Origin of the sequence: Flavobacterium profundi (genome assembly GCF_006491645.1) — a bacterium.
Classification (GTDB): domain Bacteria; phylum Bacteroidota; class Bacteroidia; order Flavobacteriales; family Flavobacteriaceae; genus Flavobacterium; species Flavobacterium profundi.
Map to the genome: position 1 here is coordinate 441,312 of NZ_VDCZ01000002.1, position 18,362 is coordinate 459,673.

Here is an 18,362-nt window from a genome sequence, read left to right on the forward strand (position 1 = left end):
CATTAAAAAATGTCTGGACAATTAGAAAATATTAATCAAATACTTCAAGAAAGTTGGAATAATTTTTACAATTCATTACCTGCGATTTTATTTGCATTAGGTATTTTTATTATCGGATTATTTATCATTCGAAAATTAAAAACCGTTGCTTTTAAAATGATAGATAAAAAATCTAAAGATCCTTTAGTTAGTGATTTTTTAGTCAATGTAATTGCCTTAGTATTGACTATCTTTTTATTGGTTATTTCACTAAGTATTTTAGGTTTAGGTGAAATTACAGATAAAATATTAGCTGGAGCAGGAATTACAACTTTTATTATTGGATTCGCTTTAAAAGATATTGGAGAAAATTTCCTTTCAGGAATTATTATGGCTTTTAAAAGGCCTTTTAGAATTGGCGATCTTATTGAAATTGATGGTTTTAAAGGAAAAGTAACCAATATGTCTCTGAGAGAAACCTTAATCAAAACTTTAGATGGCAAAGAAGTTTTTATTCCCAATGGATTGATTGCTAAAAATGGCTTGGTAAATTATACTTTAGACGATTTATTACGTACCGAATTTGTTATTGGTCTAGACTATAATGATAATACTGAAGAAGCATTACAAATGATTGAATCCATTTTACAAAATGAAGAAGGTGTATTAAAAAACCCTGAACCTTTTGCTGTAATTGATGAACTAGCCACCAGTACCGTTAATGTAAGAGTTTCTTATTGGTATATGACAAATGATATTAAAGTTCCTGGTGTAAGACTAAAAAGTAATATTATGCTCAAAGTTTTTAAATCTTTATTAGATAAAGGGTTTGGATTACCTTCTGATATTGTAGAAGTAAAAATGCTTGAAAAATAATACTTACTTTTAAAAATTATTATCAACTAAAATAAATTAAAATGAAAAAGTACCTCATATTCACCTCATTCTTGTTTTCTAGTGCCTTATACTATTCCTGTATCTCTTTAGATTCAGATATCAAACAAATTGATGTAACTGAAGTACAAGAATTTTCAGATAAATTAGATGAAGTTTCTGGAATGACCTATGTTAATGATACCTTATGGGTCATTCAAGATAGTGGCAATCCTGATAAATTGTATCAAGTTGCTACAGACGGAAAATTACTTCGCGAAGTGAAACTTAATGGCATTAAAAATCACGATTGGGAAGCTTTAACTTCTGATGAAGAGGGCAATGTTTATATTGGAGATTTTGGTAACAACAATAATAAAAGAAAAAATTTAGCCATTTATAAAATCAATCGTGTGGATTTAAAAAAAGAAACTATCGATTCTATTCAAAAAATAGAATTCTACTATGAAGATCAGGAAGATTTCCCTCCTAAAAAAGATGAGTTATTTTACGACTGTGAATCTTTCTTATATAAAGACGGTTATTTCTATTTGTTTACCAAAAACAGAAGTAAAGATTTTGATGGCACGACTCATATTTATAAAATTCCAAATGAAATAGGTGAACATAAAGCTATTTTATTAAACAAATATGTTACTTGTGATAAGTTTACAACTTGTGCTATTACAGATGTAGCTATTAGTCCAGATGAAGATAAAGTAGTTTTATTAAGTAACAAAAGAATGTGGATATTTTCTGATTTTGTGGAAGACAATTTCACTAAAGGAAGCTTAAAAGAAGTACAGTTTAATTCTTTTACACAACGTGAAGGAGTTACGTTTAAAGATAATGACATCTTACTTATTTCAGATGAAAAAACGAAGAAAGTAGGTGGTAAAATTTACGAATATAAAATTCAAGAATAGTTTTCCTACTCGTATTAAAAAATAACATGCATTAACATATTTATAAAAAGAGAGAGAGTAACCAATTCGTTACGCTCTCTTTTCTGCTTTAATATTATTTCAATTTAGAATCCAAATTGTACTGCAAAAGTAACACGCCCCTTATCATTCGGATTTTTAAAATAACCCAGTTTGGCAGTTACCATATTAATCCCGTTTAACCAAAGTGCTCCACCGTAAGAAGTATGCCAAATATTTGAAGTATCATTATTGGTCCAAACTCTTCCATAATCAAATCCTCCAATAACTCCATATTTCATTGGAACAAAACTGCGCTTGATACTTCCTAAAGTCAATCGCACATCTGAGGTTTGATAAAAAGATTGTCTTCCAATAAAACGTTCATTTCGTAAGCCCCGTATTCCATTATTTCCGCCAATAGCTGCAGCATGATAAAAATCAAAATTATCATTTGTAATTATTTTTCCTCTAAATAAGGTTTCGAAAACTAAATTCCCTTTCGTAGAAATCTTATGCGAAAAATTAAATTTACTTTCTAAAGTGAAAAAATTCTTATTGGTATCCTCTAAATTGCTTTTCCATTCCGCTGCCAATAAAAATCCCATGCCATAAGTTGGTAAAGAAACAATGTCATAGTTTTCAAAACCATAACTTAATTTAGTACTGGTATATTGCTGGTGCGTAAACACGCGATCTGCTACCACATTTGACTCACTAATAAAACGATTCGCAGTTTTTTCAACTTCTAAATCTTCAAATCCTAATTGCCAACTAACCAAACTTCCTTTTTTACCTACTTTATTTAATGAAGGATAAAAATTGAAATTTCTTAATTTAACTCGATTATAATCAAATTCTATATCTTCATCTAAATCATTATAAACCGATTCATTACCATATCCAAAATAATTAATGGTAAAATTCGGACTGGTAATTTTAGCATCGATATTAAAATCGAGTTGTCCTACTAATTTTGGGAAATGGCCTTTATATTTTACTTCAAAACCGTTGGTTGCGAAAAAATAATTAGGCGTTATAGTATGTTTACTCGTATACGGATTTTGTCTAAAACCATTGTGAATATAATTCATAATTACACCTAATTTCACACCATCATCCGGATTAAATCCACCTCCTGGAATAACAGAAAAGGAATTGTATTTGGCTTTTCTGTAGGTGTACACATTCATTTCATAATCATCGCTTAAACGAGTATTGGTTTTTCCATCAATTTCAAAAGTATTGTCCTTAGTCTTATAATCATAAATCTTCACATTATGACCGTTTTCTATTTTATAAACGTCGTTATTTTGACCACCAATAAGCTTCACATGAATTTTCGATCTAAAGTCTCCTTCAACTATAAACTTATCATCTTCATCTAAACCATAAATCCAAATTTCTTTGGTGTTTTTAGAGGTGAACGTACGTTTCATGATAAATTGTTCTTCACCATCTTTCTTATTTCTAATCTGTAAAACTTCGATTTCATTGGGACTAATTTTTTTAATATAAAAATCTTCTTTTTTATCTGTACCAACAATAATCGCTCTCTTTTCTAATAATTTATGATATTGAACTGCATATTCTTTTAAATGATCTCTTCTCGATTTTAAATCCGATTTCAACTTATCACTTGTAGTGTCTTGAACTTCTTTTGGTAACTGTAAAAAGGCATTATCAATCACTGCATCGGTTAAATTTTCTTGAATAAAAACCGCTTGTTTTTCCCAATTTTCCTTTTTGTTCGATTGTAAAAAAGCAATATCCAATTGATAACCTACATGATTCAACCATTTTAAATTTTGAATTTCTGAATCATAAGATTGCATTTTTCTAAATTCAGGAAGATTTAGAATTAAGCTCATTAAAACGCCACCATATTTAGGAAAGGCTTGATCTCTGTCTTTTGGGATGGGTTTATAAACAACCTCATTATCCCCTTTTTTAAATTCCGACCATTTCCATTGATCTGCATGACGGTCCCAATCTCCTAAAAGCATATCTAAAAGTCGTGCTCTAATAAATGCTTTTTCATCTACTTGGTATTTTTCGTCTTTTCTTAATTTTTTAAATAAATCATCGGTTCCAATAATATCATCGGGTTTACCAAAGGTAGATTCATCCAATTGGCTATCCGATTCTCTTTCTTGAACCATGTATAGTTCATCACCAAAGCTAGAATTAAATTTACCTAAAGCATCGTGTTTGGGTATATAATACAACTTAGGATTAGCATGATAAATACCAATATTCTTTGAAAGATCATCAATTATAAAAGAGGTAAAAGGATGTCCGGTTGTGAAAAAATCCATTAAAAAAGTTTCTACATACGTATCTTTCAAATCATCTTGTACATATTGATCGGTAAATACAGCTGCTTGAAAAAAACGAGTTGCATTTTTCTTCACAGCACGCAAAACATATTCTTGTTTCTTGGCATCAATTACGCGTAAAGAATTTGATTGTTGTCCTCCTCCTTCTCTATCAATTTTTAATCCCCCAAAAAGAGTATCAATAGTGGCTACTTTTGCCGTAATGGGTAATCCATAATAATTGCGGTAATGCTTACCCCATAAAAAATTATAAAAACCAGATTTTTTAGTTTTTTCTGGCTCATATACAGTTGCTTCTTTGTAAGCAGGAAATGTGTTAGGGTAGTCTTTTGTTTCTGTATTAACTGGTTTTAAAATAGATTGTTTATAAAGCACAATTTCTTTATCATTCTTTTTGCCATAAAAAGTTAGAATTCCTTCTCCTGTTTTTAAGATTTCTAAAGTTGCAAATCCATTTTTCCCATAAGAGAAATCATTTGGGTAAATTGCTCTTGCGGCATTTGTTTTGGTTCCAGAACCACTAACAATTTGTTTCACACCATTTTTCTCAATGTATTCCAAACTATGTTCGTGACCCGAAACTACAATAATATTTTCATTTTTTTGAATTAAAGTTTGAATGCGTTTTGATAAAGCAGTATAATCTTTATTTAAAACGTCTTGCGAACTAATTCCAGAAGTTTTTCGCAATAAATTATATAAAGTTCCTAATAATGGTACTGGAAATGAATTTTCAGCCGATAATAACATTTTTCTTACTCCAAAATGACCACCATGAACTCCATTGGTAAACAAAGGATGATGCATTGCAACCACAACAGTTTTATCTTGATTTTTATTTAAAAGGCTTTCAAATTCGGCAAAAAACTCTGCTCTGCTCTTTATATTACAATCATCGTTAATCGTAGGGTTTTTATTCCAATCTTCTAAATACCACTGGCTATTAATCGTAATTAAAGTAATGTTATCATTAATTTCAAAGTCTTCAATAGCACACCCTTTTCGAGGTGAAAAGGATTCTTTATCTTTGAAGTAGGAGATTACAAAATCTTCTTGATTATTCAACCCCTTTAAACCACTGTACCAATCGTGATTCCCAGGTATTACGATTGTTTTGCCTTTGAAATTTTTAGTAATTTTTAATTGGTTTTCTAAGATTTTCTCTGCTATTTTATATTCTTCTGTATCTTTATCACCTGACATTCCAACTGGGTAAACATTATCGCCTAAATACATTAAAGTACTGTTTTTGGAGGCCTTTTCCAATTTATATTCTAATGGCAATAAAGCCTGTTTTGAATTCACGGCATCTGCATTTCCAGCATCTCCAACTAAATAAAAAATATGATCCACTTCTTGAGCTTCAACCTCAATAGGCGCAATTGGATTTTTAATATTTTTACCCGTTTGAACAGAATAAGTAGCACAAGAATTCAGAAAGCCTAATAAAGCCAAAACACCAATTATTTTTACAAAAAAAAGCTTTCTAAAGTAATTAAATTTCATAATTTAGTAGTATAATTTTAATGGATGAAATTAGTAAAAAAAGCGGAACTATACGTTACAGAATTATTTAAAAATGTATTAGAATTTAAATATAAATACCATGATGTAACGCATACAAAAAATGTGGTCAATGCCGTTGAAGAAATTGGTCTGCATGAACAGATTTCTGAAAAAGATATTGAGATCTTGCAGTTGGCTGCATGGTTTCATGATACAGGCTATATTAAATGTAAAGATGGCCATGAAGGAGAAAGTGTAAAAATTGCCACTACTTTTTTGGTTGCGAATGAAGTTGATCAAAACACTATTGATGCGGTTAGCAATTTAATTATGGCTACCGTTTTTAATCATGAACCCAAAACCATTTTAGAAAAAATAATGTGCGATTCTGATTATTACCATGTGGGTAGTGATGCTTATTTCTCCTTTTTAAAGGAATTACGTACAGAATGGAAATTGTGTGATGTCGCAATTTTTTCTGAGAAAGAATGGTTGCATGAAAACATCTCATTTTTAAAAGATAAACACCAATTTTATACCAATTACGCAAAGGAAAATTGGGAACCAATCAAACAAAAAAACATACAAATTTTGGAAGAAAAAAGAATGAAAAAAAATGAAGATCTTGTTGTAACCCCAAAAAAGAAAAAAAAGAAAAAGAAAAAAAAATTAGGTCGCGGGGTTGAGACCTTATTTAGAGTTACTATTACTAATCATACTAGATTAAGTGATATTGCTGATAGTAAAGCTAATATTTTACTCTCTGTTAATGCGGTTATTATTTCAGTAGCCTTATCCGTTTTAATTCCTAAATTAGACAGTCCTGGAAACATATACCTTACCTTACCTACATTTGTACTTTTATTTTTTAGTGTGATTTCGATTGTATTTGCGATTTTAGCAACGCGTCCGAAAGTAACCTCAACCGAATTCACCAAAGAAGACATTTTAAACAAAAAGGTAAATCTATTGTTTTTTGGAAACTTTTATAAAGTTCCTTATCAAGATTATGAAGATGAAATTAACAAAATGATGTTAGACAACGATTATTTATATAATTCACTTACGAAAGATTTACATTATTTAGGTATTATCTTAGATCGAAAATATAAATTATTGAGAATTACTTATAATATTTTTATGGTGGGAATTGTTGTTTCTGTACTTACCTTTTTATATGCGTATCAACATTCTTGATCTGGAATGGGTTTAATGGTAACTCGCAAAGCTTTTAAACCCGAAATACTTTGTAGTTCTTCCACATCAAATTTTTCAATTTCTTCCTCAAGTAAACCTTTAGCAATAAGGTATTTTAAGTATTTCATATACTCCACTTTTTCAGAATTTTGAGCGTATACAATGGTAATTTTGTTTTCTTGTGTAATGCGTTCTTCTGAATTTTTAATGTGTGATTTATCAATTCTTTTTTTGACAACCTCATAACGTGCATTGTAAGAACCATCTACATCAAATAATTTTTCATCCATTCTAAAACGAATGGTTAAAGGAGAGCTAAAAGCCAAAATTAAAGTCGTTACTTCTAAAGGAAAATCTAATATATGTTTCCATTTTTGAAAATTATAAACGGTTTCACACAACGATTTTAATTGCCATAATCTTAAATTATTGAAGAATAGCGGACTAAATTCCATTCTAGGATTAATAGAAGCACCAATGTACATATTGTGTTCAATACCATCCGTTGCATATCGTTCGTAATAATGAGGAAATATTTTTTGCGCTTCTAGCTGACATTCGTCTAAATAAGAAGACATCTTTTTATTCAACAAAGCAACCGATTCATCATAGGCTTTTCTATTGTCATAAATAATATTCAGTTTTGGGTCTAATTTTTCATAATAAGCCTTTACTTTTTCAGTAATATTTTCTGAAAAAATCATGGTTTCCAAAACGGGATGTACCTCACTCTCGACATATAATTTAAAAGTACTTTCGGAAGTAGTATCAAAATTATTTTCAACCTCAACAGAAAATTTATCCAATTCAAAAAGAATCTGATCGGCAATTAAAATTTTATTTTCTTTAATAATAGATTGAAATAAGTTAACTAACAGTTCTAATTGATTCCTAATATCCTCAATGGTAGCCAATTGTCTATTGTGAGAAGAGTTTTTAATATCTATTTGACCAAATAATGCAAAAACGTCTTTAAACACAATATCTTTAAACGTATACGCTTCTAAGTTTTTATCGGAATTCAAAAAATCCCTCACACCTTGTTTAAATTTCCAATACACACTAGGATGAATGGAAGTGTATTCGTTTTGAATGATGGCATCAATTCGATTGGCAGTAGCTTCTAACGAACGCTCTAAAGTATTGGTTATAATCGGTAAAATCAATTTCAATCTACTCAAACTCTTTTTATTGATGGCATATTTGGTTTCCGATACCAATTCAATCGTACCAATAATTCCCTTTCTACTAGCAATGGGAGCAATAATAAAACTTTGAATATTTTGTTCCAACAATACATTTAACAATACGGATTCAGTATTTGAAATACTATATTGCTCTAAATTTTGAATAAAAATAGGTTCTCTTTTTAGAATGCTAGTCTTTAATAAAGAATCGCTCTTAAACTCAGAGATATTTTTACTCATTTTATCGTTTAATACAAAACTGTCAATCTCAACATCATTATAACGTGTTTTAATTAAAGTATTTTCTTCGCTATCGTAGATAGTTATACCAATTTTCAAATCGGGAATATCAAAAATAGATCTGAAAATTTTTTTAAAACTTTCATCATTTACTAAGGTGTCACTTTGAGAACTTAACAGATTCGTTTTCAATTGGGAAACCGCATTATCTAAGGTATTTTCTACCATAGTTAAAATACAAAAACCCTCTACATTCCAACTTCCTTCAGGAAAAATTTCTTTCCATAAATCTATATTATCCAAGTCGTTTAACAACATATTGATTTGTTCGGTTGTTGGATAACTGGAGGAATCTTTGGGATAAATTTTTAAAAAATCATTTCTATTAGAGATAAAAAATGTTTTATAAACCCCTTTGGTGTCTTTGAATTCAAAAATGATTTTGTTGTCCAATGTTATTTTATTTTCGATAATCGAATTTAAAACAATCATGGCTTTCAACTTGTAAATTATATCTGGGGAAGCATCAAAAAAACGAATACTTTCTTTCACCGAACAGTCAATTTCGTTTAATTTTTCACTTCGAAATAAAATGGTGTTTTTTACAGGTAATACAACAGCTTTGTATTCATTTTTAGAAATATGTTCTGGAATTAGAATGGAAAAGAACTCTTCAAACAAAGAAGCATTATCTCTTACAATTCCTGTAATTTCTTTTTCTTTAACCAGTACATGTTCTATTTTAGAAAACAAATTTTGATAATATTCCTTTAGCTCTGGATTTTTCGGAAAAGTAAAAGTATCAAGAAAGGGTGCAATGGAAAATTCCACTTCATAAGGAGATAAAACTATGTTTTCTTTAGTAATCATTTTTATTTTTTGCTATCATCTACTTTATAACTAAATCCTATACTAAAATAGGCATTTGGTTTAAAGGAATCATTATAATAATCGGTAATATCATCAAAACTACTGTTGTATTGTTCATACAATCTTAGAATCGTAATTCCTGCTTTTAGAGTAACCCAAATATCTGAACCTAAGTTTCTTGAATAAGAAGGATACACAAAAACATTCATGTTTCTAAGATACGTAATATTATTGGGATTAACAGCAGGATCATCCGACAAATTTAAATGGGTTATATTACTTTCAGAATGATATCCAAAACCATAGGCATATTTTTCATTAGCAAATGTAATGGAAGCTTTTGAAGGAATGAAGGCACTAATTTTCATATTGTCTTTTTGATATTGAAAATAAGCGGTTGGCAACACTCTAAATTTCCCATTATTATTATTGAAATTAATCCCAATACCGTATTTGTAGTGCGGATTTCGAACCACATCTTTTACAAACATAGCTGTAAGAGCTGGAAATAAATCACGATAGGTAAAATTACTCTTAAAATCGGTTCGAATATTTAACCTAGGCGCAATATATGCATTCCAATGTTCATTTATTTTTTGTCTAACCAATAACGTATATTTAAAATGATGCATGTTATCGGGATAATTATCAGATTCTGGGACTGGAGAGTCAAAATTATAGTCATATAATCTATAATTGATAATACTATTCAATTTTGTGTTTTTTCCAATTCGAATCGTGGGTGTAAAACTTTGAAAATCAACTTCCGTTAAATCGGCTCTAGCATCTGCATTTTTTAAATCCGAATTAGGAATGTGACTTACATTTAAATGAATTGCATCAGTATCAAATTGAGCATGAACCCATGATGCAAATAAAAGGGCTATAACTACTATACGTTTTTGGAATCTCATATATCTAAATTTATATAGTAAAATTAGAAATATGTGAACCGCTACTGTTACATCTTACAAGTCATGATTTACATAATTACAATAAAGGATGCCTAACCCTTCAAAATTATATTTGAATTATATAAAAGTTAGTCTGCATTATATAAAACAAATCATAACCTTCTACTGTTACTTTGTTTCATTGGAAAATAAACAGAGACAAAATGAGAAAGATAGCCCTTCTATTTGCTTTAGCACTGCCCTATTATCTTGTAGGTCAAAAAGAATCACCTTACAAAACTGATTTATTAACTGACGGTTCTATCATTGTTGGTGCTGCAGGAATAAACGCTTGGGGACTTTTAGTAATTAAAGATAAAAAACCACTCACAGAAGAAAAATTAAACGCATTGAATGCAGATGATATTTGGTTTGTAGACCGATGGTCAGCTGGAAATTATGATGAAAATGCATCAAACCAAAGCGACATTCCTCTTTATACATCTTTAGCAATACCCTTTCTATTTGCTTTAAATAAAGATACCAGACAACATGCAGGACAATTATCGGTCATGTATGTAGAAGCTGTAGGTTTATCTTTGGCTACATTTACAGTATCATCTGGATTTATTGAAAAATCAAGACCAAAAGTATATAATATCGATTTAAGCTTGGATGAAAGACTTGAGAGCAACAATCAAAGATCCTTTTTTAGTGGCCATGTAGCTGCAGCTGCCGCATCTACTTTTTTTGCAGCACAAGTTTATGCAGACTTTTATCCAAATTCCAAAGCAAAGCCTTATATTTGGGCTGGTGCTGCATTACTTCCAGCTGCAGTAGGATATTATAGAGTAAAAGGCGGAAATCATTTCTTATCAGATGCTATTGTGGGTTATGTTATTGGAGCCACTAGTGGTATCTTAGTACCAAGATTACACAGAAAAAAAGATAGCAACTTAAGAATTGCACCAGAAGTTGGTTTTGGGTATCAAGGAATAGGAATTCAATATACTTTCTAATTTTGAAAAAGAAGTTTAAAAAAGTTTTAAAAATAATTTTATGGATTATAAGTTCAATTTTTGGACTTATTTTGCTTTTAATACTAGCCTTACAAATTCCTTTTGTACAAAATAAAGTAAAAGACAAAGCAGTTCGCTATCTTGAAAGTAAGATTCATACGGAAGTTCGTGTGGGGACAATTGAAATTGGTTTACCCAAAAAAGTCATTTTAACTGATTTTTATTTTGAAGATCAATCAGGTGACACCTTATTATCTGGAAAAAAACTAGATGTAGACGTAAGTCTTTTTAAACTCCTTTCCAATACACTTGAAGTCAATCATGTTTATATGGATGGGATAACTGCTAAAATAAATAAAAACAAAGATTCAGTTTTTAATTTTGATTATATCATTCAAGCATTTGCCTCAAAAGAGCCTAATACAACCTCTGAACCAATGGCAATAGATGTAAACAAAGTTAAAATTTCTAATACTCACTTTTACTATGATGATGCCATTAACAAAAATGATCTTGCCACTTCCATAACCTATTTTGAAACTGAAATAGATGCTTTCGATTTAGAAAAGTTAGCCTTTGATATTCCAAAAATTCAATTAGACGGTTTAAAGTTAGAACTCAATCAAGGACTTTCAGAAGCAATTGAAAAAGCAACAGATAAAATCAATAAAGAGACTCAAAATCAACCAATTAAATTACAGTTAAAAGACATTGCTCTTTCAAAAATAGCGATAAAGTATAAAGATGAAAAAACACAATTAGCTACGCAATTACAATTCCAAAAACTAAACACTAAGGTTAAAGAATTTGATTTAAATCAACAAAAAATAGCCTTACATGATCTTCAGCTCGAAGATACATATGGAAAGTTATCTTTAAATTTAGAAGACAATAAAGTTTCATCAAGCAATAGCTCAACACCTAGTAAAGGTTGGGAATTGAGTGCTAATAAAGTTACATTTAAAAATGTGAATGTTGATTATGACAATACTGCTGTAAAGAAAAGCAGTTATGGTTTAGATACCAATCATTTATCTATTAAAAAACTCAATTGGGAAGCTACGGATTTAGTCTATACAACTAATATTATAAAAGGTACAATAAATAACCTCTCATTTATTGAAAGTAACGATTTTGAAGTTACCAAATTAAGCACGCAATTTGAATATGCATCACAAAATGCCTTCTTAAAAAATTTAGTACTAGTTACGCCCAATACAAACCTCGATAAGGAAACACTTTTATTAAAATACCCCTCAATTGCTTCACTTTCTAAAAATCCTGAAAGTATTGAAGTCCAAGCTAATTTTACTGATAGTAAAATTGGATTCAAAGATATTTTATTTCTTGTGCCAGATTTAGCCAATCAAGTTCCATTCAATACCAATAAAAATAGTATTGTAAATTTAACCGCGCAAGTTAGTGGAAAACTAAACAATTTAAAGATTAAGAAAGTTCAAGCTTCTGGAATAGGTTTCACTTCAATTGACATGAATGGAGTAATTACTGGCTTACCAAATACAAAAGCAACCTATTTAGACATTAGTATTAACGCATTAATGAGCACCGCAAAAGACGTCAATACCTTTCTTCCTAAAAATACAATTCCAAACGCAATAACCTTACCTGAAAATTTTGAAACTACTGGAAATTTTATTGGATATTTAGATAATTTCACAACGCATATTGATTTAAAAAGTTCTTTCGGAAATGCCGTAGTCGATGCAACTTTGAATCAAAAGGAAATGCATCAAGAACAATATACTTTAAATGCATCCTTAGCACAATTTGACATTGGTAAACTCATTCAAAATGATAAATTAGGTAAAGTTTCGGTTAAAACGATAATTAATGGGAAATCTTTGGATCCCAAAACAATGAATACAAATGCTGATGTTACTGTTATTTCAGCAGATTACAATGCCTATAATTATAAAAACCTTATCCTAAATGGAGAAATTCAAAACGGCCATTTTGTAGTTACAACTAAAAGTAATGATCCTAATATAACTTTTCAATTAGAATCTAAGGGAGATTTTGATGGAAAATACCCTAAAGCGCAACTCCATCTAAATCTAGATTTAATCGATTTAAACAAATTAAATTTACATGCAGGTCCTTTAAAGATGAAGGGAAATATTACTGCAGATTTTGAAACTTTAGATGTGAACCATTTGAATGGTTCTTTAATGGCAACTAATTTTTTAGTAGCGCTTGAAAACGAACAATTTCCTTTAGATACCATTTATTTAAAATCGGTTGCAACGGAAACACAAGATTCGATTCTTTTAAAATCGCAATTTGTAAATGTTAATTTAAATGGAAACTATGAATTGGCTTCTTTACCAACAGCTGTTTCTCAATCGTTTAACCATTATTTTAATAGTACTTCATCTTCTGGTTCAAAAGCACCCAATCCACCGCAACATGTAAATTTTGATATTTATATAAAAGAAGAAGAAATTTTAAAAAAGATAGTACCTGATTTAGAAGAAACATCAGCTATTCATATCAATGGTAATTACAATTCGGCCAATGACAGTATCCGTATAAAAGGAACTATTCCTCATGTAAAATATGCTAATAATGAAATAAATGGGGTTACAATTTCTGTCGATAAAGAAGAAAAAGCATTAGTATATGATGTAGAAATTGGGAAACTAAAAAATAGTGATATAATCGTTCCAAAAACTCAAGTTTCTGGTAAAGTGGAGCATAATCAACTCGATTATCAACTTCGTATCTCAGATAATAAAGACGTTGAAAAATACAATTTTGCTGGAAATTATAAGCAAACTGATACAAATTCTACTATTCAAATTGATGCTGAAAAACTAGTACTGAACTATGAAAATTGGAATATTGATTCAAAAAATACCATTATCATCAATAAAAATGGAATTAACATACAAGATTTCATCTTAAACCATAATCAGAATAACTTAAAAATACAATCCGAAACGGAATCATTCGAATCGCCGATTCAAATAGATTTGAAAGATTTCGAATTAGAATCTATTACAAATATAGTAACTTCCAATTATGAATTTGGAGGAAGAGTGAATGGATTCACCACTATTGAAAACCTACATAAAACACCCGTTTTTGTAGCCGATATTACGATTGATGATGCGAGCTTCAAAAAAGATACCATTGGAACCATTGCTTTAAAAATAGATAATAAAATTGCCAATACTTACACTGCTAATATTAATTTAAGTGGGCAAAACAATCAAGCAGCAATACAAGGTGATTATCAAATTGGTACTGGAAACTTAGATTTTAAAGTGGCGTTAGAAAAATTACAAATGAAATCGATACAACCTTTTACCTCAGGAAGTTTGACAGAAAGTGAAGGGTATTTGAATGGAAATTTAACGATTACTGGGCAAGCCAATAATCCAGAAATTCAAGGCCAAATCAAATTTAATAATGTTGGTTTTGTTGTAGCTCCTCTTAATTCGAAGTTTAAACTAATTAATGACGCTATTGATTTCAACAATCAAACAATAACGTTTAATACCTTTCGATTTAAAGATGAAAATGAGAATGATTTAGAAATTAATGGTACTGTTAATAGCGCTAATTATGCTAATTTAGGGTTTGATTTAAAGATTAAAGCAGACAATTTTAGAGCAGTAAATTCAGAAGCAAAAGATAGTGATTTATTTTATGGTAAATTATATTTAGACAATAACCTTATCCTAAAAGGAGATTTTGAAAGTCCGATAATTGAAGGGAATATTAAAATTAATAAAGACACTGAATTTACTATTGTTTTACCACAAGAAGACCCTTCTATTGCAGACAGAGAAGGAATTGTAAAATTTGTTGATGAGGATCAGCCCGTTTTAATAACCGTAAAAGATCCTACCAAAGTAATTACAGAAACCGATATAAAAGGGATGAATGCCTCTGTTAATATTGAAATTGATAAAGATGCTGAAATCTCAATCATCATTGATAAAGCGAATGGAGATTTCTTAAAGTTAAAAGGAGAAGCAGAATTAAATGGAGGTATCGATCCATCAGGAAAAACTACCTTAACTGGTAAATATGAGTTTACTTCGGGTTCATATGAGATGAATTTTAACCTTATAAAAAGAAAATTTGATATTAAACCGGGTAGTTATATTGTATGGACTGGTGAACCAACAAGTGCTAATGTAAATGTAACCGCAATATACAAAACCGATATCGCTCCTATTGATTTAGTGAATGATCAATTAGGGGAAGTAACCGCTGGAGTGAGAAACACATACAAACAAAAAATACCCTTTGAAACCCAATTAAAAATGACAGGTGAACTCATGAAACCTGAAATTCATTTTGATATTGTTTTACCGGAAGGAAATAATGATGTTTCAGCTGAAGTTATTAATACGACTCAAGCAAAATTAGAACAAATTCGTCAACAAGAAGATGTTCTAAATAAACAAGTTTTTGCAGTTCTTTTACTGAATCGATTCATTGGAGAAAATCCATTCCAAAGTGAAACTGGAGGAATTAGTGCATCCTACTTGGCCAAACAAAGTGCAAGTCGAATCTTATCGGAACAACTCAATCAAATTGCAGGTGATTTAATTCAAGGTTTTCAAATTGACTTTGATTTACAAGCTACTGAAGATTACACATCGGGCCAAAAACAAAATAGAACCGATTTGAATGTGGGTATTTCTAAAGAACTAGTAGACGATCGTTTAAAAATATCTGTTGGAAGTAGTTTTGGAATTGAAGGTACTCAAAATGAAAATGAACAAGCAAATAATATTGCTGGTGACCTTACAGCTGAATATTTGATTACTAAAGATGGTAGATACAAATTAAAAGCCTATCGAAAAAACAACTATCAAGTTGCGCTTCAAGGACAAGTTATAGAGACTGGAGTGGCTTTCATAATTACTATGAATTATGATAAGTTTAAAGAATTATTCCAAAAAAACAAGGACAAAAAAAACGAATGAAGACAAGATATTCCATACTAATTTTTACTCTTTTGATTTTATATAGTTGCAGTGGTACAAAAAATATACCCGAAGGCGACTTACTATATACCGGACATAAAATAGAAGTAAATGGAGAAAAAACATCTCGTAGTGAAAGGAAAAAAATTGAAAAATCACTGGATGAATTGATTCGTCCAAAACCAAATCGTTCTATTCTTGGAATGCGACCTGGCATCTTCTTTTACAATTTAGCTGGTGATGTAAAAAAAGAAAAAGGATTTCGTCATTGGTTAAAATATAAATTAGGGGAAAAACCGGTTTTATTTAGTGAAGTAGATTTAGCATACAATAAGAAAATCATACAAAACCATGCAGAAAATAAAGGTTTTTTTAATGTAAAAACACAAGCTGATTCCACTAAAACAAGAAAAAAAGCTACTGCAGATTATGTGGTTAGTTTAAATTATCAATATAAAATAAAAGAAATACAATATCCTAATGATTCTACTTCTTTAGGAAAAGAAATTGTTGGATTAAAGCAAAACAGTCTATTAAAACTTGGTGAACCCTACGATTTAGATAAAATTAAAACGGAAAGAGCCCGAATAGATGTAAAATTGAAAGAGTTAGGTTACTACTATTTTAATGAAAACTTTATACTAACTCAAGTCGATAGTACGGTGGGCAATCATGAAGTAAAGCTTTGGTTAGACATTAAAGAAACGACTCCCGAAAAAGCTAGAAAAGCCTATCATATTAACAATATTTATGTGTATTCTAATTTTAAATTAGAGCAAGATACCTTACAAGAAAATTCTTCAGCAGCAGAAAAATATAAAAACTTTACCATTATTGATCGTGAAAAGCTTTTCAAACCTAGCGTTTTTGAAAATACCTTGAATTTCGAAAAAGGAGATTTATATAACAGAACCAATCATAATTTATCATTGAATCGATTAATTACGTTAGGAACTTTCAAATTTGTAAAAAATCAGTTCAAAGAAAGTGACACTATTGGAAATTATTTAGATGCCTATTATTATCTCACGCCATTGCCTAAAAAATCAATACGAGTAGAAGCTTTAGCAAAAAGTAATTCAGCCAATTATTCAGGTACCGAATTAAATATCAATTGGAGTAATCGCAATACCTTTAGAGGTGCAGAATTACTTAGTATCAAAGCATTTGGTGGTTTAGAGGTGCAAGTTTCTGGACAAAATAATGGTTTTAATGTGTATCGTTTGGGTGGAGAAACCAGTTTAATTTGGCCTCGATTTATTACTCCTTTTAAAGTACATACAGCAAGTGGATTTGTCCCTAGAACCAAAGCTTCTATAAATTATGAGTACCAATTACGAACACAATTATATGCCTTACATACATTTCAAAGTTCCTTTGGTTATATGTGGAAAGAAAATGAAAGAAAAGAACATAACTTAAATGTTTTTGATATTACATACACCAAGCCCAACAAAGTAACCGATTTGTACAGAGAGCAAATCCAAGAAAATGCTTCTTTGGAAAAAGTCATCCAAAAACAACTTATTTTTGGTCCTACCTACTCTTACACCTATACTAACACCATGTATACTCAGAAAAAAAACACTTTCTACTTTAAAGGTGCTTTAGATTTATCTGCTAATGCAACAGGATTGATTATGGGTGCCAATGATCCCAATAATCCAAAAAGTATTCTGGGTGTTTCTTTTAGTCAGTTTGCCAAATTTGAAACCGATTTTAGACATTACTTAAACTTTGGTAATGAAACCAAATTAGCTAGTAGAATCATATTAGGTGTTGGTATTCCGTATGGTAACTCCAATGAACTCCCTTTTGTAAAACAATTCTTTATTGGAGGAACCAGTAGTATTAGAGCCTTTAGAGCACGATCTATTGGTCCTGGAACGTATCTTGACACTACAAATAATACGTTTTTACCCGATCAATCTGGAGATATTAAATTAGAGTTTAATACCGAATTAAGAACTAAAATTTATGATTTTATCAAAGGAGCTGTTTTTGTAGATGGAGGAAACATTTGGTTACTAAATGAAATTTCAGATAAACCTGGAGCTCAGTTTTCCAATCAATTTCTAAAACAATTGGCTATAGGTACTGGTGTGGGACTTCGATTCGATTTTTCTTTTCTAATTTTAAGAACCGATTTTGCCTTCCCATTACGAAAACCTTACTTACCAAAAGGACAAGAATGGGTAATTGATGCAATTGATTTTGGTGACAGAAATTGGAGAAAAGAAAACTTAATATTCAATTTAGCTATCGGATATCCTTTTTAAAATGTAATTCTAGAATCACTTTAGATACCAAATTATATAAACTTTGGAAAAAATTATGTAAGCATACCAATTGGTTTTATATCTAGCTTTGAA

The 18,362-nt window shown here is 30.1% G+C and carries 9 protein-coding genes; 6 read left to right on the forward strand and 3 right to left on the reverse strand.

Translation table 11 applies throughout. The features are described 5' to 3' along the window. The first annotated feature begins 9 nt into the window (after positions 1-9). Complete coding sequence (locus tag FHG05_RS04840; protein WP_140996878.1) at positions 10-855, forward strand: mechanosensitive ion channel family protein; 846 nt, start codon at positions 10-12, stop codon at positions 853-855. A gap of 41 nt (positions 856-896) precedes the next feature. Next, positions 897-1,778, forward strand: a complete 882-nt coding sequence (locus FHG05_RS04845) for an SdiA-regulated domain-containing protein (protein ID WP_140996879.1) — start codon at positions 897-899, stop codon at positions 1,776-1,778. Positions 1,779-1,882: 104 nt separating this feature from the next. On the opposite strand, the gene FHG05_RS04850 is transcribed toward FHG05_RS04845, so the two are convergent. Next, on the reverse strand, positions 1,883-5,620 hold the full coding sequence (locus FHG05_RS04850) for a metallophosphoesterase (RefSeq protein ID WP_140996880.1): 3,738 nt from the start codon (positions 5,618-5,620) through the stop codon (positions 1,883-1,885). A gap of 24 nt (positions 5,621-5,644) precedes the next feature. Here FHG05_RS04850 and FHG05_RS04855 point away from each other — a divergent pair, with 24 nt between their 5' ends. Then, complete coding sequence (locus tag FHG05_RS04855) at positions 5,645-6,817, forward strand: Pycsar system effector family protein (RefSeq protein ID WP_140996881.1); 1,173 nt, start codon at positions 5,645-5,647, stop codon at positions 6,815-6,817. On the opposite strand, the gene FHG05_RS04860 is transcribed toward FHG05_RS04855, so the two are convergent. After that, positions 6,805-9,114, reverse strand: coding sequence for a GAF domain-containing protein (locus FHG05_RS04860; protein ID WP_140996882.1), 2,310 nt, complete (start codon positions 9,112-9,114; stop codon positions 6,805-6,807). The two genes, FHG05_RS04855 and FHG05_RS04860, sit on opposite strands and share 13 nt — an antisense overlap. 2 nt (positions 9,115-9,116) lie before the next feature. Further along, positions 9,117-10,028 (reverse strand): DUF6268 family outer membrane beta-barrel protein, encoded by a 912-nt coding sequence (locus FHG05_RS04865; RefSeq protein ID WP_140996883.1) that lies wholly within the window; start codon positions 10,026-10,028, stop codon positions 9,117-9,119. Positions 10,029-10,231: 203 nt separating this feature from the next. Here FHG05_RS04865 and FHG05_RS04870 point away from each other — a divergent pair, with 203 nt between their 5' ends. From FHG05_RS04870 to tamL, 3 genes are read left to right on the forward strand one after another with little or no spacing between them, the layout of a single operon-like run. Continuing rightward, positions 10,232-11,026: a phosphatase PAP2 family protein gene (locus FHG05_RS04870; protein ID WP_140996884.1), complete on the forward strand. Its 795-nt coding sequence runs from the start codon at positions 10,232-10,234 to the stop codon at positions 11,024-11,026. A 2-nt stretch (positions 11,027-11,028) separates the two neighbouring features. Next, entirely contained in the window at positions 11,029-15,990 is a 4,962-nt protein-coding gene (locus FHG05_RS04875; protein ID WP_449404236.1) for a translocation/assembly module TamB domain-containing protein, read from the forward strand. Continuing rightward, positions 15,987-18,269, forward strand: a complete 2,283-nt coding sequence (tamL, locus tag FHG05_RS04880) for a translocation and assembly module lipoprotein TamL (RefSeq protein ID WP_140996886.1) — start codon at positions 15,987-15,989, stop codon at positions 18,267-18,269. Before FHG05_RS04875 ends, tamL begins: the two co-directional genes overlap by 4 nt. Positions 18,270-18,362 lie beyond the last annotated feature (93 nt).

Coding starts and splice junctions, on each gene's coding strand:
- FHG05_RS04840 (WP_140996878.1), top strand. CDS start 10: ATGTCTGGACAATTAGAAAATATTAATCAAATACTTCAAGAAAGTTGG.
- FHG05_RS04845 (WP_140996879.1), top strand. CDS start 897: ATGAAAAAGTACCTCATATTCACCTCATTCTTGTTTTCTAGTGCCTTA.
- FHG05_RS04850 (WP_140996880.1), bottom strand. CDS start 5,620: ATGAAATTTAATTACTTTAGAAAGCTTTTTTTTGTAAAAATAATTGGT.
- FHG05_RS04855 (WP_140996881.1), top strand. CDS start 5,645: ATGAAATTAGTAAAAAAAGCGGAACTATACGTTACAGAATTATTTAAA.
- FHG05_RS04860 (WP_140996882.1), bottom strand. CDS start 9,114: ATGATTACTAAAGAAAACATAGTTTTATCTCCTTATGAAGTGGAATTT.
- FHG05_RS04865 (WP_140996883.1), bottom strand. CDS start 10,028: ATGAGATTCCAAAAACGTATAGTAGTTATAGCCCTTTTATTTGCATCA.
- FHG05_RS04870 (WP_140996884.1), top strand. CDS start 10,232: ATGAGAAAGATAGCCCTTCTATTTGCTTTAGCACTGCCCTATTATCTT.
- tamL (WP_140996886.1), top strand. CDS start 15,987: ATGAAGACAAGATATTCCATACTAATTTTTACTCTTTTGATTTTATAT.